The sequence below is a fragment of the Bradyrhizobium sp. SZCCHNGR1005 genome (genome assembly GCF_032489995.1).
Lineage (GTDB): Bacteria > Pseudomonadota > Alphaproteobacteria > Rhizobiales > Xanthobacteraceae > Bradyrhizobium.
The window spans coordinates 1-21,225 of sequence record NZ_JAUEZC010000018.1 but is presented as its reverse complement, the minus strand read 5'-3'; the positions used below and the strand labels follow the sequence as shown (position 1 = coordinate 21,225).

Sequence of the window (21,225 nt, the reverse complement as noted above, 5' to 3'; positions counted from 1 at the left end):
AAACTTGCGCACCGAAGGTCAATTGGTGCAGAATTTCAATGATTCCGACAGCGACGCGCAGGATTCCAAACAGATGGACACCGATAAGATTGATATGACAATCCTAGCCGAACTAAGCACCAATGCGCGGATCAGTCAGACTGAACTCTCGAACCGAATGGGATTGTCCAGCACTGCGATCGCGCGTCGACAGCGCGCGCTGGAGGAGGAAGGATACATCACTGGATATCAGGCGATACTTGACCTGACTCGATTTGGTCTCAGCACCACGGTGCTGGTCAGGGTCACGCTCGACGGTCAAAGTGACGAGGCGCTGAATCTATTTGAAACTGGGGTCGTCAAATGCCCATCAGTGATCCGCTGCTTTCTGATGTCGGGGACCGATGACTATCTTCTCATCGTCCTGGCTCGCGATATTGAAGACTTTGAACGAATCCACCGGACTGAACTGTCACGCCTGCCAGGTGTTTCACGCATCCAGTCAAATTTCGCATTGCGGGAGATCGTCAATCGTGCAATCCCGCCGACCATCTTTCGCGTAGCCGGGCGTTCCGTGCGCAGACAATCTGCAGAGCACGCTGGTCGCATGAAAGCAGAGCGATAAGATATATTGAGGACGCGAAAGCGCCGGCCGCCTGCGAACTGGTTCGAAAAGGGCGCGGAGAAAGCCGCGACCAAATCGGCGTCCGAGACGACGCAGGACGCGCGGGACCAGCGGCTCGGCTGATCGCTTCTCCGCTCAAGGCCGGCTCGCAGCGGACGACTTCCGTTATAGTCGCGCCGTATGGAACAGGACCGAATCGAAGCCCCGCCGCCCGCCGCCTCGGCTTTGACCTCCAAGGCTTTGGCGTCCAAGGCTTTGGCGTCCAAGGCTTTGACATCCATGGCATTGAACTGTTGGCCGACGGCGCTGCTGCTGGTGGCAACGGCGCTGGCGGCCGCGGCGCTGGGCGGCCTGGTCAGACCGGTTTTCATACTTGGCTGCGCAGCTGCCGGCTGGTTCGCATGGCAGCGCAGCGCCGAGGCTCACGTCCAATCGGCGATCCTGCTGTTCGCTTTCGCCCCGTTGGTGCGCCGTCTCGTCGATCTGGCTGCAGGCTTTGACACCTCGGGCATCCTGCTGAGCGGCCCGCTGCTGTTCATCCTGGCCCCCGCGCCGAGCCTCATCTCCTCGCTGTCGGACAAGGACCGGCCGAGCAACCCATGGCTCGTGCCGCCGATGATCATCCTCGGCTGCATCGTCTATGGCGCGGCGCTCTCGATGTTCCAGAACGACTGGTTCAACGCGGCCTACGGCGCGATCAAATGGAGCGCCCCCGTGCTCTACGCGGTGGCGCTCCAGCAGCGCGCGCGCTCCGACGGCGCGCTGCTGGAGGCCACGACACAGATCTTCCTGCTGGTTCTGCCGCTCACAGGCCTCTACGGCGTCTGGCAATATGTCGATCCGCAAGCGTGGGATCGGTACTGGATGGAAAATGCCACCATCACCTCGGCCGGCTATCCCCTGCCCTATATGGTGCGCGTGTTCAGCACCATGAACGGGCCCGCGAGTTACGCCACCTTCACCGCAACAGGCCTCTTGCTGGTGGGCTTCCTGCGACCGGGCTGGCAGTCGATCGCCGTGATGGCGCCCGCAGCCCTTGGCCTGCTGCTGTCGCTCTATCGGACGAGCTGGGTCACGCTGGCCGTAAGCGTGCTGTTCTGCATGATTTTCCCGGCGACGCGAAGCCGCGCGCTGTCGATCACGGTGGTGCTGGTTGGCGCGGTCGTCGCGGCCGTCGTGCTGACGCCGTTCGGCGAGGTCATCACCACGCGCCTGGAAACGCTGGGGAGCGTGTCGCAGGATTCGAGCGGCAACGAACGGCTGGACGAGTTCATCACCTTGTGGAATGCGCCCTACAGCATGGTGCTGGGCGCGGGCTTCACGATCACCGACGTCGGGGTCGCCGGCGCGATGCCGATCGATGGACAGATCATCGCGAGTTGGATCACGATGGGCATCCCGGTCGGCCTGATCTGTCTCGCGGCCTATGCCTGGGTTGCGCTCTGGGGCACTGGCGCGGCCTGGCGGATGCCGACGCGCGAGGGCGTTGTTCTCGGCGCGCTCGCCCTCAGCGCGCTGCTGATCCAGATGCCGCTGAGCGGCGTCGCATCGGGCGAGATCTCGGCACTGTTCTGGATGCTGGTCGCCATGGCCTGCCCGATCGATCAGACGGCCGGCGCGCCGCCGACCATCGTCGCGGAACAACAACCGACCGGCGCCTAATCCGCCGCTACGACGCGCCGCGCCTATGTACGCGAAGCCAGATTCGGCAGCACAGCCTCGGACATGATCGTCCTGATGACGCGCGCCTGCTCCATACCGGGCCGGTTGTAGTTGCCGCAGTGGATCACGGTGACGACGTCACGCGCCGGAACCACATAGAGGCGCTGGCCACCCCAGCCAATCCCACCGAACCAATGATCCGGTTGCGGCGGTGTGCCGACGCTCATATCGCCCATGTACCACTGATAGCCGTAGGAACGCCCGGCATCGATTTTCACCACAGGCGTCGTCACGCGCTTGATCCAGTCTGCCGGCACGACCCGGCGCCCGTTCCATTCGCCGCTCGCGAGCATCAGTTGCCCGATCTTCAAAAGATCCGGTGGCAGCAAGCGCAATCCCGAGGCGGCGATGGGATCGCCATGCCGGTCGCGATGCCACTCGAACGCGCCGAATTGCAGCGGATCGAACAGGACGCGCCGGCAATAGGTTGGCAGATCATCGCCGGTGCCCTTGGCGATCAGTCGCCCCAGCAATGCAGTTGCGCCGCCGCAATAGGTCCATTTCGTCCCGGGCTCGGTGACGATCGGCTGCTCGAGGATGTAGCGGAAGCGATCGGGCGCCGCATCCATCGCATCCTCGCTGTTGCCCGGTGTGCCATAGGGAATTGAGAGCTCGTCCCATTGCAGCCCGAGCGTCATGCTGAGCACGTTGTGGATCGTCAGCCGGTCGCGGCCCGGCTGACCGGCGAGATCGGCATATTCCGGGAACTGCTCATAGAGCTTGGCCTCCGGCGGCGGCACCTTGCCGTCCGCGAGCGCGATCCCATAGGCGAGGCCGACGATGCTCTTGGACACCGAGCGAAGGTCGTGCAGCACGTCGGGCGCAAAGGCGACCTCACCAAGCGGCCGGCCGCGGGCTTCGTCATTGCCCTTTTCATAATGCGCGAAGACGAGCTTGCCGCCCTGGTTCACCAGCAACGCATGCAGGCCGAACACGCGGCCACCTTGCTCAGCATCGGCAAGGCGTTGCGCGATATCCGCCGATACTGGTTGTGCGTGGACGGAACGCGCTGCGATGAGGCCGCCACCAAGCGCGATCAGAAGACGACGGCGATCGAGACTGACCATGACGATTTTCCTCCGGCGAGCCGGCTGCATCCGGCCCGAACCATATCGTCTTTTGGCGCAATGCGGCGACAAATTGATGATATTAGCCTGTTAGGAACCCGCCTCCGGGAGACCTGAGGGACGCCCTCGTTTCAGGACTCCTTGCGCGCAACTTGGAACCGCAACGTTCCAAATCGCTTACAGGACCGATCAATCAGCCCCCTGCGAGGAGAGCCCTGATGACTGAACGCCGCGTCGCATGTTGCATCGTCGGCGGAGGTCCGGCCGGCATGATGGCCGGGCTGCTGCTCGCGCGCGCCGGCGTCTCCACGCTGGTGTTGGAGAAGCATGCCGATTTCCTGCGCGATTTTCGCGGCGACACGGTGCACCCGTCGACCTTGGAGATCCTCGACCAGCTCGGCCTCTACGACGCATTCCGCCAGCGGCCGCATACCGAGGTGACGCGGCTGCGCGGCCGCTTCGGCGATATCGAGGCAACCTTCGCCGACTTCACCCATCTGCCGACGCGCGCCAAATTCGTCGCGCTGATGCCGCAATGGGATTTCCTCGATTTCCTCGCCGCGCATGCGCGGAAGTACCCAGGCTTCGAGCTGCTGATGCAGGCGGAGGCGACCGCGCTGCGCAGCGCCGACGGCAAGGTGATCGGGGTCGAGGCAAAGACGGCAGCGGGACCGCTGCAGGTCACGAGCGATCTCGTGCTCGGCTGCGATGGGCGTCATTCCATGGTGCGGCGGGAAACCCGATTGCCGGTCAAGGATATCGGCGCGCTGATGGACGTGCTGTGGTTCCGGCTGTCGCGCAAGCCCGGCGATCCGGCCGATCTGGTCGGCAGCTTCGGCGCCGGCCATATCCTGGTGGGCATCAACCGCACCGAATATTGGCAATGCGGCCTGGTCATCGCCAAGGGCACGCTCGAGCAGATCAAGACGCGCGGGCTCGACACCATCCGCCGCGCCATCACCAACCTCGTGCCGTTCCTGGCCGATCGCACCCATGAGATCACGAGCTTCGACGATTTCCGCCTGCTGACGGTCGGCGTCGACCGCTTGACGACATGGCATCGTCCCGGTGTGCTCTGCATCGGCGACTCCGCGCATACGATGTCGCCGGTCGGCGGCGTCGGCATCAATCTCGCGATCCAGGACGCGGTGGCGGCGGCCAACCTGCTGGCGCGACCGCTCCGGGAGAGGCAGGTGAGCGAGGCCGATCTTGCCGCCGTGCAGGCACGGCGGCTGCGCCCGACACAGCTCGTGCAGGCGCTGCAGGTGCAGATCCAGAAGCGCGTCATCTCCGGCGTGCTTGGCAGCGCCAAGCAACCCGAGCCGCCGTTGCTGCTGCGCCTGGTCGCGCATTTTCCGGTGCTCGCCCGAATTCCGGCGCGCCTGATCGGCCTCGGCTATCGCAGGGAGCGGGTCCAGGAGAGCTGACGCGCCTGGGGATCACAACCCCAGAAACTTGAAAGGCTTGCTCTCCTTGAACTGATCGTTTGCGACGCCGGAAAACGTATTGGTCTGATTGGGCCCGAGGTCGAGCATCTTCACCTTGCCGGAGGCTTCCGAGAAATCGATCCTGCTCAGATCGACCCAGAAGACATTCGGCGTCAGGGCGGATTCGAAGAAATAGAGCTTGCGCTTGTGATCGGCCACCGTGCGCCAGCGGGTCGACGAGATGTTGGGCTCGTTAGGGGTGGTGATGCCGTACGGCACCGATGCGTTTCGGATCACGCTGAAGACGCTGGCGATCGCCTCGACGGGATTCTCCGTCTTGGGAATGGCGTTCACATAGAACGAGGCCCGCGCGAAGCGATCGGCAGCCCGGTTCGTGCCCGGCAGCATGACCGTCCCGCCGATCTGCTTCCAATATTCATTGAGCGCGAGCTGCTCGTCGAAGGTCGGCGAGTTGGTCATCACCTGATATTGACGGCCGTGATGGATGACCTGGCGGCCGCCGATATATTCGACGATGGCGCTGTCGCCGCGGGCGTCCGACATCGACAGATGCAGCGTCGCCAGCCGGTCCTCACCCGGGACCATGTCGGTCACGATGGTGAACGGCTCCTTTGCGAGCGCGTCCACCGCTTCTTCGACCGTCGCAAAATTGTCGAGGACATATTGTGTCCACGCGGCGATCGAGAGCCCCGGCTTCGCGCCATCGTATTTCGGATAGGACGACTCCACCAGCCAGAGTACGTTGGCGACCAGGCCGGCCTCGTTCATCCCGTCAGTGGTCGAAATGTCGTAGGCCGAGGCGATGACGCTTCCATAGCGCGAGGTCCATTGCAGCGAATTGGGTCCCGCTTCGCCCGAGCGCTTCATGCCGCGCGGAAAGATCCACAGATTAGTCCCGATATCGCGCTTCCAGTCCATGGAGCGCGCGGTAATCACCTGATCGTCAGCTCCGAGATAGACCAGCCGCGTGCACGCATCTGCGGCAACGGCAAGGAGGTTGGCGGCGAGGACGATGGCCGCAGCTGCTGCGACGACATGGTGCCTGGAAGCGATCATGGCTTGCCCTCTTGCGCGCGCCGCTTCAATCACGGCACTTCAAGCTGTCCGGAACAATTCTACCCAGACCGCCTCGTACAAGCAAAGGTGGTAAGCGCTTCGCAGAAGCGATTGCGGAGCAGTCAAGATCCCGTAAAAACGTGCGCCGGGCCAGGACGGCCGGCCCCCTTGAAGGGATGGTCTCGGCTGAGTCAGATCGAAGGGCGTGACGGTGCGGCAACTCACCGCCCGACAAGCCCGCGTCGCGCCAGGCCGGCCAGGGCGCCGCGAAGGCTCGCCTCGCTCGTGATGGCACCGCAGGAGGAGCTGAACAGCTGCACCACCAGTCGGCGGCGCTGTTCGAAATCCGGCTCCAGGCGCACGAGCAGCAGCGCGTCCGCACGCGAGACGATCGTGACGCTGGTCCACCCCAGCCACTCCAGATGGAGGTGGACTCGCGACCCCGGCCGGTCGGTCGGATAGCCGCGCGAACAGACGAGTTGCGCCGAGGACAGCGACAGCGCCGCAACGCGGCATGGGCGCAGTTCGTCATCGGCCGCGAGCCAGCCGTCATCGCCGGCCGGAAACATCTCCTCGCCACGCGGCAGCTCGAAGCAGACCAGAAACGCGACGAAGGCGACGAGCATGGCGATGGCGGCCCACGGCAGGTTGAAGAAATCGATCGCCGAAACCTCGCTCGCCGCATAGGGCGAGACGAAGGCCCAGACGATGCTGGCCGCAGAGCTCGCCGCGATCAGCCCGAAGGTCGCGGCGAGCCTGCCGTGCACGCGCGGCCTGGAGCGGTCGCCGCCTTTGTCAGTGATCTTGAACGGCCGGCCGAACTGCTTGACGATCGAGCTGAGCAAGGTCGCGGTGATCGCAAAGCAGGTGACGGCATGGGTCGCCTCCATGAACAGCGGCAGTGTCCGCGACCGGAATACCCAGCCCATATAGATGATCTGCGCCAGCAGCGCCGGCACGCCGTAGCGCAGGAACGACAGATAGTCCGCCTCGAACGCCGGCAGGCCGGCGAACCAATAGATCGGCGGCGCGATCAGCAGCAGCACCATGAACGGCTTGCAGAACCAGTTGAGCACGCCGTGGAGGAATTGCCAGCGCTGGGTGAAGTTGTAACCGTGCCCGAGCAGTGGACCCGAGCGCAGAAGCGCGACCTGGAACCGCGGCGCCTACCTGGTCGAAGGATTGGCCCATTGTGGCGCCTGCCATACCCCGCGCAATGCGCTCGGCGCCGAGCGCACCGCCGCCACGTTTGCCGGGGGCGAAGCCGAGAACTGGGTCGCCTATGCCCTCAATGCGCAGTCGCCTGCGCCGGTGCCCTGGACCGCGGACGCGCTGTTCGACTACCTGCGCAACGGCTGGCAGAAAGACCACGGCGTTGCGCGCGGACCGATGGCACAGGTCATCAACAATCTGTCCTCGGTCGACGCCGACGATGTCCGGGCCATTGCGATCTACATGGCCGGGGTCTTCGGACCGCCTTCGCCCTCGCGCATCCAAAATGCCGAGGTCCCGCGCACGGAAGCCGTGCAGCCGCGATCCGGCAACGCGCAAGCATCAAGCTCGACCTCCGCGCCGAATGCGACCACCCCGGACGATAAGGATGGCGCTGCCATTTACGCTGCGGCCTGTGCGAGTTGCCACGAGACCGCCCGCGCCCTGCCCTACGCCGGCCTCGACCTGCACCTGTCGACCGGGATCAGCGCCCCCGATCCGCGCAACGTCGCCAACACCATCCTCTATGGCTTGCCGGCGCGGGACGGCGAACGCAGTCCGATCATGCCCGGCTTCGCAGCGAGCATGACCGATACACAGGTCGGCTCACTGCTCGCCTATCTGCGCGCACGCTTCAGCCAGCAGCCCGCCTGGAGCAATGTCGATCAAACCATTGCCGTGGCGCGGCAGGCGCAGGCCGCATTTCTGCAAACTGCGGCAGAGCCGCCGAACATCACAATCCACGTGCCGCCGCGAGGCCAGCCATGATGACATTGAAGATCAACGGCCGGGATCACCGGATCGACGCCGAGCCGGACACGCCGCTGCTCTACGTCTTGCGCGACGACCTCGAGCTCAACGCCGCCAAATATGGCTGCGGGCTCGGCCAATGCGGCGCCTGCACCGTGATGGTCGACGGCAACGCGGTGTTCTCCTGCGTCACCCCGATCCTGCTCCTGAAAGACAAAGAGGTGACCACGCTGGAAGGATTGGGCACGGTCGAAAAGCCGTCGCCGATCCAGCGCGCCTTCATGGAGGAGCAGGCGGCACAATGCGGCTACTGCATCGCCGGCATGATGATGCGGGCGCAGGCGCTGCTGCAGCGTCATCCAAATCCGAGCGATCAGGAGATCCGCGCCGAGCTGGCCCCGCCTCTGTGCCGCTGCGGCACCCACATGCGGATCCTGCGCGCAGTGCTTCGCGCCGCGGAGATGATGACCCGGGCCGAAACCACGGATCATGGAGGCACGCTATGACCGCCGCCTTCACCGTCGATCGCCGGCAAGTGCTGCTGGGCGGCGGCGCGCTGCTCGTCAGCTTCTCGCTGCGCGGCGCCGCAGCGCAGGAAGGAGCCGCGACGCCGAAGCGCCCGGGCAGCCTCGCGACCGCCCCCTATCTCGATTCCTGGATCAGGATCGATGCTGACGGCCACATCACCGTATTCACCGGCAAGGCCGAACTCGGCCAGGGCATCAAGACCGCGCTGCAACAGATCGCGGCCGAAGAGCTGGATGTGCCGTTCGAAAGCATCAATCTCGTCACCGCCGATACCAAGCTGACTGCCAACGAGGGTTACACCGCGGGCAGCCATTCGATGCAGGATAGCGGCACCGCCATTCGCAATGCGGCAGCACAAGTCCGCGAACTCCTGATCGCGCAGGCGGCAGAACGTCTGAACCGGCCGGCCGACGGTCTGCGCGCCGAGAACGGCGCCGTGGTCGCCACCGACGGCACGCGGCTCGGCTATGGCGAACTGGTCGCGCCCGAGATGCTGCACGTCGAGGCGCAGACGACTTCGAAACTCAAGGACCCCGCAAGCTTCAAAGTGATGGGTCAGCCGGTCCCGCGCGTGGACATCCCCGCCAAGGTGACCGGTGGCGCGGCCTATGTGCAGGACATGCGACTGCCCGGGATGCTGCATGCGCGCATCGTGCGGCCGCCGAGCTACGGCGCAGAGCTGAGGGACGTGGACACGGCGTCGGTCGAGAAACTGGCCGGCGTCGTCACGGTGATCCGCAACGGCAATTTCCTGGCCGTGATCGCAGAGAAGGAATTCCAGGCGATCAAGGCGATGCTGGCGCTCGCCGCCGCGGCCAAATGGCAGGAGCACGCGCAACTGCCGACCGACCGCGGCGTGCGGGAGTTGCTGACCAGCCTGCCGTCGCAGGATTCGACCATCCTCGATGTCAGCGATCCCCAGGCCATCGGCCGGCGCTCGATCGAAGCGAGCTACACACGGCCGTACCAATCCCATGGATCGATCGGCCCGTCATGCGCGGTGGCGCAATTCAGCGACGGCGCGATGACGATATGGACCCATACGCAAGGGGTCTATCCCGACCGCCGGGCCATCGCGGAGATGCTGAACCTCGGACCCGACAGCCTTCGCGTGATCCATGTCGAGGGCTCCGGCTGTTACGGCCATAATGGCGCGGATGATGCTGCGGCTGACGCCGCTCTGATCGCGAGCCTGCTGCCGGGACGCCCGATCCGGGTACAATGGATGCGCGAACAGGAGCATGCGTGGGAGCCGTTCGGACCAGCCATGCTCACACAGGTGAAGGCATCGCTCGATGCCGACGGACGTGTTGCGGACTGGCATTTCGAGGTGTGGAGCAACACGCATTCGACGCGTCCGGGCACCGCCGGCACGCTCCTCGCCGCGCGCCACAAGGAGCACCCGTTCGCAGAGCCCGCGCCAAAGCCCCTGCCCTTGCCGGAGGGCGGCGGCGATCGCAACGCGATCCCGATCTATGCGTTTCCGAATGCCAAGGTGGTGCACCACTTCATCAGCCAGATGCCGCTGCGGATCTCGGCGATGCGCTCGCTCGGGGCCTATCACAACGTCTTCTCGATCGAGAGCTTCATGGACGAGCTGGCTGTCATTACGGACAAGGATCCGATCGAATTTCGGCTGGCGCATTTGCAGGATCAGCGGGCACGCGACGTGGTGCAGAAGGCCGCGGAGGGATTCGGCTGGGCCAAAGATCAAAAAACACCGTCCGGCCGCGGCTATGGCTTTGCCTTCGCCCGCTACAAGAACGTCGCCGCCTATTGCGCGATCGCCTCCGAGGTCGAGGTCAATCGGGACACGGGCCGCGCGCGCCTGGTGCGCGCGGTTGCCGCCGTCGATGCCGGCCAGATCGTCAATCCCAACGGGCTGATCAACCAGATCGAAGGCGCGATCGTGCAATCCTCGAGCTGGACCCTGTATGAGAGTGTCACCTTCGACGAGACCAGGATCACCAGCATCGATTGGCAGACCTATCCCATTCTGCGCTTCAACGCGGTGCCTGAGAGCATCGAGGTTCATCTCATCGACAGGCCGGGTCTGCCGTTCCTCGGCGCCGGCGAAACCGCACAAGGTCCCGCGGCCGCCTCGATCGCGAATGGCATTGCCAACGCCATCGGCAAGCGTTCGCGCGATCTGCCGCTGACCCGGCAGCGCATCCGGGCGGCCATCGAGGCCTGAGCTTGCAAAGCGCCGCGCCGGAACAGTTATCGGCAGACGCCGTTGCCGTTTGCGGCGACGGTCCGGCCGTCAGCCGCAGGTCCAGACGGCGCCGATCGGCGTACGTGTCCAGCAAGGGCCGAAACTGCCGCCGTTGTAGTGCCCGCGGTAGAAGCCAGGGCGACCGAAATAGTGCCACTCGCCATTATAGAGGTAATAGCGCGGCGTCGGGTCGATGTACCAATGGCGGCGTTTGGAATTAGGCGGCTGGCGCATCGCCTCCTTTTGCGCATAGAGCGGAAGGCTGTTGTTCACCGGCTGATGGTAGCCAGGCAGGAAGCCATAGCCGTGCCAGCGTTGCGCGCGCTTATGCGCAGGCGCGGCGAAGGCAAGCGCCGGCAGCAAGAGAACGAGGAGTCCAGTGGAGACCGACAGGATGCGCGACATGCGCGCATCATAGACAGGCAGCGGCTCGAAAGCGATTCAAATCGAAAAGCGCTTCGACCGGAGAAACAAATCGAAATGAAATTGGCAGCGACGACGGAAGTTGTTGCCAAGTTGTCGCTATGTGTCCGCCCAGACAAGCAAGAGCTACGCAAGCAGGAGAATTGTTCAGTAGGCGTGCCGGTGGCGCCGGTGAGCCCGCAGCGGCCTGACCGGAGGCGGGGTGAAATAGGGATTGAGCACGCACATCGCCGCCCGTCCGGACGCCGAAGCCTGGCACTGCGGCAGCGAGGCGTAGCTGCAATCGATCCATTCGCCGCCGCCGAACGGCCCGTCATAGACCTTCATGCACACGGGCACGCGAGGATCGTAGGTCTGGGCTTTGGCCGGAATGGACAGGGCGGCGGCACACACGAGAAGGCTCCAAACCAGAACACGCATTGGATTCTCCGAATTAGCGGTCGTCGCCGGATAAGCCGGCAAGATCGGCTCGGCACTTTGCTTTGAATCAAGAAATATCATGAAACGCTCGGTGTTCTTGCCTGAGAACCGCCGAAGCGATTGTTGAGCTGTATCAATACGCGGCGAGAGCAGGAAGGCAGAATCTAATCAATCGTGATCAAATCAGGATTGTCGCCATGATCGAACCGAAGATTGTATTGATGATGGTGCTGATGGGACTTCTCCTGCTGTCGCTGCATGCTCCGGAGCATCCCTTGCGGACTTTGCCGGTCCGATTGCATGGCCGACGTGGTCGCAATCGCACTGCTATTCGGCGTCCGCGGTCCGATCGCCCCTGAAGCCCATCGCCAGCACGTAGCGCTCGGAGGAATCCTGGCGGCTCGCCGCCGGCTTGATGTGGCGCACATTTGAAAAATCGCGCTTGAGCTGCGCGAGAAGGTCGGCATCGGCGCCACTCTGGAAAGTCTTGGCGAGGAAGGTACCGCCGGGCTTCAGCACCTCGCCGGCGAAATGCGCCGCGAGTTCGACGAGACCAACGATGCGGAGCTGATCGGTCTTGCGATGGCCGGTGGTATTGGCGGCCATGTCCGACATCACGACATCGGCGCGGCCCCCGAGCATCGCGACGAGCTTCTCCGGCGCATCGTTGGCGTGGAAGTCGAGCTGGGTGAAGGTGACGCCGGGGATTTCGCCCATCTCCAACAGATCGATGGCGATCACCCTGCCCTTGCCTGCGTCGGCGCCGACACGCTTTGCTGCGATCTGGCTCCAGCCACCGGGCGCCGCGCCGAGGTCGACCACGGTCATGCCGGACTTGAGCAGATGATATTTGTCGTCAATCTCGATCAGCTTATAGGCCGCGCGTGAGCGATACCCCTCGCGCTTGGCCTGTGCGACATAGGGATCGTTGAGCTGGCGTTCCAGCCAGAGCTTTGAGGACAGCTTGCGCTTGCCCCCGGTCTTGACCTGCACATGCATGCGGCCGGTGGTGTCTTTTGCCATGGTCCAAAAGTCCGATGTATGGGCCTCATGGTTCGAGACGCGCGGCCTTGCCGCGCCCTCACCATGAGGGTCAAAAAATCCTGCCGCGCGTTCAGCCCTTATCCTGAGAAGCACCGTGAAACGATACATCTAGATAGGTCGGCAGCGGAGAGCTCGCACAACGAACAGAGCTTCCGCTGGCTCACGCGCAAATCGGTTCGCAATTTGCCGAGGCGCATGCGCCCCGGAATGACGCCTACGCCGTCCGCAACGCGCCGTCCTCGCGCATCATTTCGACCAGCATGCCCTCGCGCAGACCGCGATCGGCGACCCGCAGCCGCGGCAGCGGGAACGCCTGCCGGATCGCGTCCAGGATCGCACAGCCCGCGAGCACGAGATCGGCGCGGTCGACGCTGATGCAGTTGTTGTCGGCGCGCTGCTGGTAGGTCATGGATAGCAGCCGCGCGATCGTCGTCGTGATCTCGGCGTCGTTGATCCAGATGCCATCGACACGTCGGCGGTCGTAGCGCGGCAGATTGAGGTGGATGCCGGCAAGCGTGGTCACGGTGCCGGAGGTGCCGAGCAGATGCATGCCGGCGAGATCTGAACCGTGCTCGGCGGCAAAGGGCGCGATGTGCTGCTCGACCGCCTCCACCATCGCCGCGTAGATCTCGGGTGTCACGTCCTTGCCGCCGAACCGCTCGGCCAGGGTCACAACGCCGAGCGGGATCGACATCCAGGCCTTGATCTCGGGTTCCGCATCCCGGTCCGCCGGATCACGCTGGATCCGCACCAGCTCGCTGGAACCGCCGCCGATGTCGAACAGGATGGCGCCACGCCCGGTCGGGTCCAGCAGCGGTGCGCAGCCTTTCACGGCCAGGGCCGCCTCGGTCTGCCGGTCGATCACCTCGAGCTGGATACCCGTCTCGGCCGCAACCCGGTCGCGGAACCGGTCGGCGTTGGCGGCCGCGCGGCAGGCTTCGGTCGCGATCAGCCGCAGGCGCCTCGCCTTGCGCGACTGGATCTTGTCCCGACAGATGCTGAGCGCAGCGATGGCGCGCTCCATCGCCGGTTCGCTGATACAGCCGGTGGTCGAGATTCCCTCGCCCAACCGGACAATGCGTGAAAACGAGTCGACCACGCGAAAACTATCGCCCGACGGGCAGGCGATCAGGAGCCTGCAATTGTTGGTTCCGAGATCCAGGGCCGCGTAGACGCTTCCCGCACCATGGGTGGAGGCGCAACCTACCGCGGCCGGGTCCAGTCCCGGAGCAAACTCAGGCTCGATGTTCCCGCGCGGCGCGAGGCTTTCCTGCAGCCGCGTGTCATTGATCATTCATTGTCTTTCCGCCGGCCAGACGGCCGACATGGAATTTCGCTTTCCTGAAACATTAGCAGTGCATAGCCCCTGTGCAACAGTCCCGAACGAGCCCATCGCCTGGACGTTACGAACCATTCCTAATCGGGCGTTGTCGGGGGAAAGGGGGCGGACTATCTGGGACAGCACGCAGTCTTCGCGATCGTCCAGCCTTTTGGGTTCAATTCCATGCAAGATTTCACCTCCCCGGCCGCCCTCGAGAACGCCATGGCGCTGCAGAAATTCGGCGTCGGGCAGCCGGTGCGCCGCAAAGAGGACGACACACTGGTTCGCGGCCAGGGCAAATATACCGACGATGTCAACCTGCCCGGCCAAGTCTACGCCTGGATCGTCCGTTCGAGCCACGCCCATGGCCTGATCAAGGGGATCGACACCACGACGGCCAGGGCCATGCCGGGCGTGCTCGGGATCTGGACCGGCGCTGACCTTGCGGCCGCCAATTACGGGCCCTTCACCTGCGGCCTGCCGCTCAAAAACCGGGACGGCACCCCGCTCAAGCAGACCAACCGCACGGCGCTGCCGACCGACAAGGTGCGCTTCGTCGGCGATCCCGTGGCTTTCGTGGTCGCCGAGACCATGAACCAGGCCCGCGATGCCGCCGAGGCGGTCGAGGTCGACATCGAGCCCCTGCCCGCGGTCACCAATGCCGAGGAGGCAACCCGACCCGGCGCGCCCCAACTCTACGACCACATCCCGAACAATGTGGCGTTGGATTATCATTATGGCGACACCGCCAAGATCGAGGAGGCCTTCGCCAAGGCCGCCCATGTCACCAAGCTCGACATCGTCAACACCCGCGTCGCGGTGGTGCCGATGGAGCCGCGGGTTGCACTCGCCTCGTTCGACAAGGAAAACGAGCGTTACACGCTCCAGGTCCCGACGCAGGGCGTCTCCGGCAACAAACTGATGCTGGCCAAGATCCTGAATGTCGCCCCGGAGAAGGTGCGCATTCTCACCGGCAATGTCGGCGGCTCCTTCGGGATGAAGAACGTCGGCTATCCCGAATATGTCTGCATCCTGCATGCGGCCAAGGAACTCGGCCGTCCCGTGAAATGGCGCGACGAGCGCTCCGGCAGCTTCCTGTCCGACAGCCACGGCCGCGACCAGATCATCCATGGCGAGCTCGCGCTCGACGCCGAGGGCCATTTCCTGGCGGTGCGGCTGTCCGGCTACGGCAATCTCGGCGCCTATATCATGGGGGTCGCCCCGAGCCCGCTGTCGCTGAACACCGGCAAGAACCTCGCCAGCGTCTATCGCACGCCGCTGTTGTCGGTCGACATCAAGACCGTGCTGACCAACATGACCCTGATGGGCGCCTATCGCGGCGCCGGCCGGCCCGAGGCGAACTATTTCATGGAGCGGCTGATCGATACTGCCGCGGACGAGATGGGCATCGACCGGCTGGCCCTGCGCAAGCGCAACTTCATCAAGCCGAACCAGATGCCGTTTCCGGCCGCTTCCGGCGTGACCTACGACTCCGGCGATTTCGCCGCGGTGTTCCAGAAGGCGATCCAGCTGTCCGATTTCGACAACTTCAACAAGCGCAAGCGCGAGAGCCGCAAGAACGGCAAGCTGCGCGGCATCGCCGTCGGCTCTTATCTCGAGGTCACCGCGCCGCCATCCGGCGAGCTCGGCAAGATCACCTTCGATGCCGATGGTGGCGTGACGCTCACCACCGGCACGCTGGATTACGGCCAGGGCCATGCGACGCCCTTCGCCCAGGTGCTCTCGGCCCAGCTCGGCGTCCCCTTCGAGAAGATCCGGCTGGAGCAGAGCGACTCCGATCTGGTCCGCTTCGGCAACGGCACTGGCGGCTCACGCTCGATCACCGCCACCGGACAGGCGATCGTCGAGGCTTCGCAGCTCGTGATCGCCAAGGGCAAGCAGGCGGCCGCGCATCTGCTCGAGGCGTCCGAGGCCGACATCGAGTTCGCCGACGGCCGCTTCACCATCGCCGGCACCGACCGTACCATCGACATCATGGAGCTGGCGCAGCGGATGCGCGAAGGCAAGCTGCCGGAGGGCGTGCCGGCCTCGCTCGACGTCGATCACGCCACCACCAGCACGGAATCGGCGTTCCCGAACGGCTGTCATGTCGCCGAGGTTGAGGTCGATCCTGACACCGGCGTGGTGCAGGTGGTCGCCTATGCCGGCGTCAACGACTTCGGCACGGTCGTGAATCCGATGATCGTCGCCGGCCAGCTCCATGGCGGGGTCGCGCAAGGCATCGGCCAGGCGCTGATGGAGCATGTGCGCTATGACGAGAGCGGCCAGCCGATCACGGGCTCGCTGATGGACTACGCCCTGCCGCGCGCCTCCGACATTCCGATGATGGCCGTCGGCGATCATCCGGTGCCGGCCAAGACCAACCCGCTGGGCACCAAGGGGTGCGGCGAAGCCGGCTGCGCCGGCTCACTCTCGACCGTGGTCAATGCCGTGATCGATGCGCTGTCCGAGCGTGGCGTCAAGCATCTCGACATGCCCTTGACGGCCGAGAAGGTCTGGCGCGCGATCCAGGACGGCAAGGCAAGCAAAGCGGCTTGACTGTTCGGCGCGAGATGAAAGGCGCGCCGCGGCCGCCCATCATCAAGTGTCATCGCCCGCGAAGGCGGGCGATCCAGTATTCCAGAGACGATCGTGATTCACCGAGAAGCCACGGCGTACTGGATGCCCGCCTACGCGGGCATGACGAATTTTTGTGTAGTGCCGGCGTGCGTAGCCGCTTCAATTACGCCGCGGCCTGCTCGCGCGGCTGGTAGATCGCGACATGGTGGCAATGCGCGAGCGGCGTCGTGCCGTTCGCGATCACCAGCGCATCGAGCTCGACAAAGCGGTGGCCCTTCTTCTCGTAATTCGCGGTCACTTTCGCGCGCACCGTGATCTCATCGTCTTCGAAGAAGGCCGAGAGCAGCTGCATGCGGCTGCCGACGTGAATCCAGGGACCGAGGATCACATTGTCGACCAATAGGCGATTCATCACCCGCTGCAGCATGCCGGGATGGCCGAGACGGCTTTCGGCATAGATCGGCTCACGCTCACGGATCTCGCGAAGATAAGCCGCGGCCGCCGGCCCGGGCCACGCCCGCGCCGCCGTGCCGAGCCAGCTTCCTTCCGCGAAAGTATCAGCGCCGACCGGCTTGCGCCTGGCCACCGCACCGACATCTTTGTAGTCGGCCAGGGCCACCAGGGGCGCCGTGGACGGCAGCGAGGCCGCGCCGGTGGCGCAAACCTCGCCACGGCTGCGAACCTCGAGCGCGAGCGCACCATCGCTCTCGCTCGCCCGGACCTCGGCGATTTCGCCGTCATAGACCGGCTTGACGAAGCGCGCCTCGATCAGCCCCCGCTCCAGAAACTCGCGTCCCCATCGCGCAACCGGCATGTGCACCATATAGGCCATCACCTCGACGCCCGGGACCAGTCCGCCGGTGAAGCCGAAGCGCCGCGCCACGGTATCGTCATGCATCTTGTTCTCGGACTGCTTGGCCGTGTTGTAGGCCTCAACACGATAGGTCTCGAGCCGGCTCCCCATCCGCGTTTCCCCTGTTTTGTCGTTGTCTGCGCGCGATCGTAGCGGCTCGAAATGCGCCGGCCAAGCCGCTCCTTTGGCTCGCAATTCCCCATGCGATGGGGTACCACCCGTGGCGCCCCTCGCCACCGGAAGACGGCCAAATTGAACCCGACCCGCATCTATGTCGACGCTGACGCCTGCCCTGTGAAGGACGAAATCTATCGCGTCGCGATCAGGCATGGCGTACCCGTCAGCGTGGTGGCCGGCGGCTTCATCCGGGTGCCGCAAGACTCCCTGATCGAGCGCGTCGCCGCGGGTTCCGGGATGGATGCGGCCGACGATTGGATTGCGGAACGGTCGGGCCGAGGCGACATCGTCGTCACCTGGGACATTCCGTTGGCAAGCCGCTGCGTCAAGACCGGAGCCGAGGTGATTGCGCCGAACGGCAAGCCGTTCAGCGAGGACTCGATCGGCATGGCACTCGCCATGCGCAACCTGATGACCGATCTGCGCTCGTCGGGCGAGGTGACCGGCGGCCCGAAATCGTTCACGCCGCGCGATCGCTCCGCGTTCCTGTCGGCGCTCGATCAGACCATCCGCCGTCTCCAGCGCCAGCGCGCAGAGCAGTCCACACTGCAGCAGAAGTAGAATTTTAGAGCGACGTTCATGGCGCCCCCACTAATTCAACTCAAGGACATCAAGCTGACCTTCGGCGGCACGCCGCTGCTCTCGGGTGTCGAGCTCTCGGTCTCGCCTGGCGAGCGCGTCTGCCTGATCGGCCGCAACGGCTCCGGCAAGTCGACCTTGCTGAAGATTGCGGCCGGCCTGGTCGAGGCGGACAGCGGCACGCGTTTTGTTCAACCGGGAGCCACGGTGCGCTACCTGCCCCAGGAGCCGGATTTTTCCGGCCATGCCACCACGCTCGCCTATGTCGAAGCCGGCCTCGGGCCCGGCGACGATTCCTACCAGGCGCGCTATCTGGTCGAACAGCTCGGGCTGACCGGGCAGGAAGATCCGGCGCATCTGTCGGGCGGCGAGGCGCGGCGCGCGGCGATCGCACGGGTGCTGGCGCCCTCGCCCGACATCCTGCTGCTGGACGAGCCGACCAACCATCTCGATCTGCCGGTCATCGAATGGCTGGAGAACGAGCTCGACGGCCGGCGCTGCGCGCTGGTCCTGATCAGCCACGACCGCCGGTTCCTGACCAACCTGTCGCGCGCGACCGCCTGGCTCGACCGCGGCCAGATCAAGCAGATCGACCGAGGCTTCGCCGCGTTCGAAGCCTGGCGCGACGAGGTGCTGGCCGAGGAAGAGCGCGAACAGCACAAGCTCGACCGCAAGATCGTCAACGAGGAGCACTGGCTGCGCCATGGTGTCTCCGGCCGGCGCAAGCGCAACGTCAAGCGGCTCGCCAATCTGCATGCGCTGCGCCAGCAGCGCCGCGACTATCGCGGCACCGCTGGAGCCGCCAACCTCGCGGCAGCGGAAGCCGACAAGTCCGGCAAGCTGGTGATCGAAGCCAAAGGCGTCAGCAAGGCCTTTGGCGAGCGCAAGATCGTCGACAATTTCTCCATCCGCATCCAGCGCGGCGATCGCGTCGGCATCATCGGCCCGAACGGCGCCGGCAAGACCACGCTGGTCAATCTGCTGACCGGCGGCGACACGCCGGACAGCGGCAGCGTCCGGCTCGGCGTCAATCTCGAAACGGCGACGCTCGATCAGCATCGCGAAAGTCTCGATCCGAAAACCACCCTTGCGGAGGCGTTGACCGGCGGACGCGGCGACCATGTCATGGTCGGCGGCAAGCCCAAGCATGTCGTCGGCTACATGGAAGACTTCCTGTTCGCGCGCGAGCAGATGCGCACCCCGCTGGAGGTGCTCTCGGGCGGCGAGCGCGGCCGGCTGATGCTGGCGCGCGCGCTGGCCAAACCCTCGAACCTGCTGGTGCTGGACGAGCCGACCAACGATCTCGATCTCGAAACCCTCGACGTGCTCGAGGACATGCTCGGCGATTACGAAGGCACGGTGATCCTGATCAGCCATGACCGCGATTTCCTCGATCGCGTCGTCACCTCGGTGATCGTGCCGGAGGGCGACGGCAAATGGATCGAATATGCCGGCGGCTACAGCGACATGCTGGCGCAGCGCGGCGCCGATCTGAAGCGGGAGACGCCGAAGGCCGCAGTGCAGGACGACAAGAAGGAAGCCAAAGCTTCCACGGCGCCGTCCAGCGCACCGAAACGCAAGCTCTCCTTCAACGAGAAGCACGCGCTGGAGACACTGCCGAAGACGATCGCCAAGCTGCAAGCCGAGATCGCGAAGCAGCAGACGATCCTTGCCGACCCCGAACTCTACACCAAGGACCGCAAGAAATTTGAAGCAGCGTCTGTCGCCGCCGCCGCCGCCCAGGCCGAGCTCACCGCCGCCGAAGACCGCTGGCTTGAGCTGGAAATGCTGCGCGAGGAGATCGAGGGCGCGTGAGGGCGACAGTGCCACTCTTAGCCGTCATTTGCGAGCGAAGCTCCTTGTCCGCCATAGCCCAAAGGGCGACGGCGGAAGCAATCCAGAGCTACCCCCAACACTCTGGACTGCTTCGTCGCTATCGCTCCTCGCAATGACGAACAAATAACAACGGAGTAAACACATGACTACGCCGCTCGCCGCCAAGATCGCACGTGAATACGGCACCCCCTGCGCCGTCATCGACATGGACAGGGTCGAGCGCAACATCGCCCGCGTGCAGGCGCAATGCGAGGCGGCCGGAGTTGCCAATCGCCCGCACATCAAGACGCACAAGAGTCCTGTGCTGGCGAAGCTGCAGATCGCGGCCGGCGCGCAAGGCATTACCTGCCAGAAGATCGGCGAGGCCGAGATCATGGCAGGCGCCGGTATCGACAACATCCTGATCAGCTACAACCTGATCGGCGAGGAGAAAATGGCGCGGCTGGCGGCGTTGCAGGCCAAAGCCGACATGACCGTCGCCGCCGACAATGCGACCGTGATCGAAGGCCTGCCGCAGGCCGCGAAGCAATCGGGACGCACGCTCTCGGTCGTGGTCGAATGCGACACCGGCCGCAAGCGCGCCGGCGTCGAGACGCCCGCCGAAGCGATTGCACTTGCCAGGCAGATCGCCGCCTCGGAAGGCCTGCGCTTCGCCGGCTTCATGCTGTATCCGACCGAAAGCGGCTGGGACGAGGCGCAAAAATTCTACAACGAGGCGCTCGCCGGCGTGCGCGCCGAAGGCCTGGATGCTGCGATCGTCTCGACCGGCGGCTCGCCCAACCTAAAGAATCTCGGCAAGCTGAACGGCGCGACCGAGCACCGGCCCGGCACCTACATCTACAACGATCGCATGCAGGTCGCAGCCGGCGTCGCGAGCTGGGATGACTGCGCGCTGCATATCTATTCCACCGTGGTCAGCCGCGCCGCGCCGGAGCGCGGCATCCTCGATGCCGGCTCCAAGACGCTGACCACGGATACCGGGGGGCTAGACGGCCACGGCCTGATCCTGGAGCACCCGGAAGCGAAGATCGCCCGCTTCGCCGAGGAGCACGGCTTCCTCGATCTGTCCCGCAGCAACACCAGGCCGAATGTCGGCGACGTCGTGCGCATCGTGCCCAACCATGTTTGCGTGGTCGTCAACATGATGGACGAGGTGGTGATGGTGCGGGGCGAGGAGATCCTGGGCACGCTGCCGGTCGCGGCGCGCGGGAAGTTGCGGTAGGGCGAAACTCTCGCCATCGTCATTGAAGGGTGCGCACGCTGCGCTTTGCGCGCCCCTACGATCTCAATTATCATTCCGGGGCAGCCCGTAGGGCTGAACCCGGCGACTGTCTTAGCTGTCAAGCGATTGCTGGGTATATCGGGTGTTGTTTTTGACCATGGTGTTTGC

18 protein-coding genes are annotated in these 21,225 nt (G+C 64.7%); 10 read left to right on the top strand and 8 right to left on the bottom strand.

Annotated features, from left to right (window positions below):
- The first annotated feature begins 73 nt into the window (after positions 1-73).
- Both QXZ85_RS33395 and QXZ85_RS33390 read left to right on the top strand, forming a co-directional pair.
- Positions 74-604: an Lrp/AsnC family transcriptional regulator gene (locus QXZ85_RS33395; RefSeq protein ID WP_315745534.1), complete on the top strand. Its 531-nt coding sequence runs from the start codon at positions 74-76 to the stop codon at positions 602-604.
- Positions 605-883: 279 nt separating this feature from the next.
- On the top strand, positions 884-2,266 hold the full coding sequence (locus tag QXZ85_RS33390) for an O-antigen ligase domain-containing protein (protein WP_315765989.1): 1,383 nt from the start codon (positions 884-886) through the stop codon (positions 2,264-2,266).
- A gap of 23 nt (positions 2,267-2,289) precedes the next feature.
- Here the strand turns inward: QXZ85_RS33390 and QXZ85_RS33385 are convergent, their stop codons facing one another.
- Entirely contained in the window at positions 2,290-3,393 is a 1,104-nt protein-coding gene (locus tag QXZ85_RS33385) for a serine hydrolase (RefSeq protein WP_315768081.1), read from the bottom strand.
- Positions 3,394-3,611: 218 nt separating this feature from the next.
- Here QXZ85_RS33385 and QXZ85_RS33380 point away from each other — a divergent pair, with 218 nt between their 5' ends.
- Positions 3,612-4,820 carry an FAD-dependent oxidoreductase gene (locus QXZ85_RS33380; protein ID WP_316175666.1) on the top strand — a complete coding sequence of 403 codons (1,209 nt, stop codon included), beginning with the start codon at positions 3,612-3,614 and terminating at the stop codon, positions 4,818-4,820.
- A gap of 12 nt (positions 4,821-4,832) precedes the next feature.
- Here the strand turns inward: QXZ85_RS33380 and QXZ85_RS33375 are convergent, their stop codons facing one another.
- Entirely contained in the window at positions 4,833-5,897 is a 1,065-nt protein-coding gene (locus QXZ85_RS33375) for a linear amide C-N hydrolase (RefSeq protein ID WP_315705314.1), read from the bottom strand.
- A 221-nt stretch (positions 5,898-6,118) separates the two neighbouring features.
- Positions 6,119-6,973 (bottom strand): hypothetical protein, encoded by an 855-nt coding sequence (locus tag QXZ85_RS33370; protein ID WP_316175664.1) that lies wholly within the window; start codon positions 6,971-6,973, stop codon positions 6,119-6,121.
- 106 nt (positions 6,974-7,079) lie between these two features.
- Between QXZ85_RS33370 and QXZ85_RS33365 the strand changes: the two genes are divergently transcribed.
- From QXZ85_RS33365 to QXZ85_RS33355, 3 genes are read left to right on the top strand one after another with little or no spacing between them, the layout of a single operon-like run.
- On the top strand, positions 7,080-7,877 hold the full coding sequence (locus QXZ85_RS33365; protein WP_315729700.1) for a cytochrome c: 798 nt from the start codon (positions 7,080-7,082) through the stop codon (positions 7,875-7,877).
- Complete coding sequence (locus QXZ85_RS33360) at positions 7,874-8,365, top strand: (2Fe-2S)-binding protein (RefSeq protein ID WP_316175662.1); 492 nt, start codon at positions 7,874-7,876, stop codon at positions 8,363-8,365. The genes QXZ85_RS33365 and QXZ85_RS33360 overlap by 4 nt, the downstream gene beginning before the upstream one ends.
- Positions 8,362-10,581, top strand: coding sequence for a xanthine dehydrogenase family protein molybdopterin-binding subunit (locus QXZ85_RS33355; protein ID WP_316175660.1), 2,220 nt, complete (start codon positions 8,362-8,364; stop codon positions 10,579-10,581). The genes QXZ85_RS33360 and QXZ85_RS33355 overlap by 4 nt, the downstream gene beginning before the upstream one ends.
- A gap of 69 nt (positions 10,582-10,650) precedes the next feature.
- Here QXZ85_RS33355 and QXZ85_RS33350 read toward each other — a convergent pair whose 3' ends face one another.
- The 4 genes from QXZ85_RS33350 to QXZ85_RS33335 all read right to left on the bottom strand — a co-directional run bounded on the left by QXZ85_RS33350 (position 10,651) and on the right by QXZ85_RS33335 (position 13,783).
- The gene (locus QXZ85_RS33350) at positions 10,651-11,007 is read right to left on the bottom strand and encodes a hypothetical protein (RefSeq protein ID WP_315705309.1); all 357 of its coding nucleotides are present in this window, start codon (positions 11,005-11,007) and stop codon (positions 10,651-10,653) included.
- Positions 11,008-11,172: 165 nt separating this feature from the next.
- A complete protein-coding gene (locus tag QXZ85_RS33345) occupies positions 11,173-11,445 on the bottom strand; it encodes a DUF3551 domain-containing protein (protein WP_315705308.1) in 273 nt (90 codons plus the stop codon).
- Positions 11,446-11,772: 327 nt separating this feature from the next.
- Complete coding sequence (locus QXZ85_RS33340; protein ID WP_315705307.1) at positions 11,773-12,468, bottom strand: RlmE family RNA methyltransferase; 696 nt, start codon at positions 12,466-12,468, stop codon at positions 11,773-11,775.
- A gap of 235 nt (positions 12,469-12,703) precedes the next feature.
- Positions 12,704-13,783, bottom strand: coding sequence for a Ppx/GppA phosphatase family protein (locus QXZ85_RS33335; RefSeq protein WP_315705306.1), 1,080 nt, complete (start codon positions 13,781-13,783; stop codon positions 12,704-12,706).
- Between the two features lie 210 nt (positions 13,784-13,993).
- On the opposite strand from QXZ85_RS33335, the gene QXZ85_RS33330 reads away from it, so the two are divergent.
- Positions 13,994-16,369, top strand: coding sequence for a xanthine dehydrogenase family protein molybdopterin-binding subunit (locus QXZ85_RS33330; protein ID WP_316175658.1), 2,376 nt, complete (start codon positions 13,994-13,996; stop codon positions 16,367-16,369).
- Positions 16,370-16,553: 184 nt separating this feature from the next.
- On the opposite strand, the gene QXZ85_RS33325 is transcribed toward QXZ85_RS33330, so the two are convergent.
- Positions 16,554-17,354 carry a hypothetical protein gene (locus QXZ85_RS33325; protein WP_316175656.1) on the bottom strand — a complete coding sequence of 267 codons (801 nt, stop codon included), beginning with the start codon at positions 17,352-17,354 and terminating at the stop codon, positions 16,554-16,556.
- Between the two features lie 90 nt (positions 17,355-17,444).
- Between QXZ85_RS33325 and QXZ85_RS33320 the strand changes: the two genes are divergently transcribed.
- The 3 genes from QXZ85_RS33320 to QXZ85_RS33310 all read left to right on the top strand — a co-directional run bounded on the left by QXZ85_RS33320 (position 17,445) and on the right by QXZ85_RS33310 (position 21,057).
- Positions 17,445-17,981: a YaiI/YqxD family protein gene (locus QXZ85_RS33320; protein ID WP_315745553.1), complete on the top strand. Its 537-nt coding sequence runs from the start codon at positions 17,445-17,447 to the stop codon at positions 17,979-17,981.
- A gap of 18 nt (positions 17,982-17,999) precedes the next feature.
- Positions 18,000-19,814: an ABC-F family ATP-binding cassette domain-containing protein gene (locus QXZ85_RS33315; protein WP_315705302.1), complete on the top strand. Its 1,815-nt coding sequence runs from the start codon at positions 18,000-18,002 to the stop codon at positions 19,812-19,814.
- 163 nt (positions 19,815-19,977) lie between these two features.
- A complete protein-coding gene (locus QXZ85_RS33310) occupies positions 19,978-21,057 on the top strand; it encodes a D-TA family PLP-dependent enzyme (RefSeq protein WP_315705301.1) in 1,080 nt (359 codons plus the stop codon).
- The last annotated feature ends 168 nt before the right edge of the window (positions 21,058-21,225 follow it).

Excerpts from the sequence above, each read along its gene's own strand:
- QXZ85_RS33345 (WP_315705308.1), bottom strand. The coding sequence starts at position 11,445 with ATGCGTGTTCTGGTTTGGAGCCTTCTCGTGTGTGCCGCCGCCCTGTCC.
- QXZ85_RS33375 (WP_315705314.1), bottom strand. The coding sequence starts at position 5,897 with ATGATCGCTTCCAGGCACCATGTCGTCGCAGCAGCTGCGGCCATCGTC.
- QXZ85_RS33315 (WP_315705302.1), top strand. The coding sequence starts at position 18,000 with ATGGCGCCCCCACTAATTCAACTCAAGGACATCAAGCTGACCTTCGGC.
- QXZ85_RS33360 (WP_316175662.1), top strand. The coding sequence starts at position 7,874 with ATGATGACATTGAAGATCAACGGCCGGGATCACCGGATCGACGCCGAG.
- QXZ85_RS33325 (WP_316175656.1), bottom strand. The coding sequence starts at position 17,354 with ATGGGGAGCCGGCTCGAGACCTATCGTGTTGAGGCCTACAACACGGCC.
- QXZ85_RS33335 (WP_315705306.1), bottom strand. The coding sequence starts at position 13,783 with ATGATCAATGACACGCGGCTGCAGGAAAGCCTCGCGCCGCGCGGGAAC.
- QXZ85_RS33385 (WP_315768081.1), bottom strand. The coding sequence starts at position 3,393 with ATGGTCAGTCTCGATCGCCGTCGTCTTCTGATCGCGCTTGGTGGCGGC.
- QXZ85_RS33310 (WP_315705301.1), top strand. The coding sequence starts at position 19,978 with ATGACTACGCCGCTCGCCGCCAAGATCGCACGTGAATACGGCACCCCC.
- QXZ85_RS33355 (WP_316175660.1), top strand. The coding sequence starts at position 8,362 with ATGACCGCCGCCTTCACCGTCGATCGCCGGCAAGTGCTGCTGGGCGGC.
- QXZ85_RS33320 (WP_315745553.1), top strand. The coding sequence starts at position 17,445 with ATGCGATGGGGTACCACCCGTGGCGCCCCTCGCCACCGGAAGACGGCC.
- QXZ85_RS33380 (WP_316175666.1), top strand. The coding sequence starts at position 3,612 with ATGACTGAACGCCGCGTCGCATGTTGCATCGTCGGCGGAGGTCCGGCC.
- QXZ85_RS33340 (WP_315705307.1), bottom strand. The coding sequence starts at position 12,468 with ATGGCAAAAGACACCACCGGCCGCATGCATGTGCAGGTCAAGACCGGG.
- QXZ85_RS33395 (WP_315745534.1), top strand. The coding sequence starts at position 74 with ATGGACACCGATAAGATTGATATGACAATCCTAGCCGAACTAAGCACC.
- QXZ85_RS33350 (WP_315705309.1), bottom strand. The coding sequence starts at position 11,007 with ATGTCGCGCATCCTGTCGGTCTCCACTGGACTCCTCGTTCTCTTGCTG.
- QXZ85_RS33390 (WP_315765989.1), top strand. The coding sequence starts at position 884 with ATGGCATTGAACTGTTGGCCGACGGCGCTGCTGCTGGTGGCAACGGCG.
- QXZ85_RS33330 (WP_316175658.1), top strand. The coding sequence starts at position 13,994 with ATGCAAGATTTCACCTCCCCGGCCGCCCTCGAGAACGCCATGGCGCTG.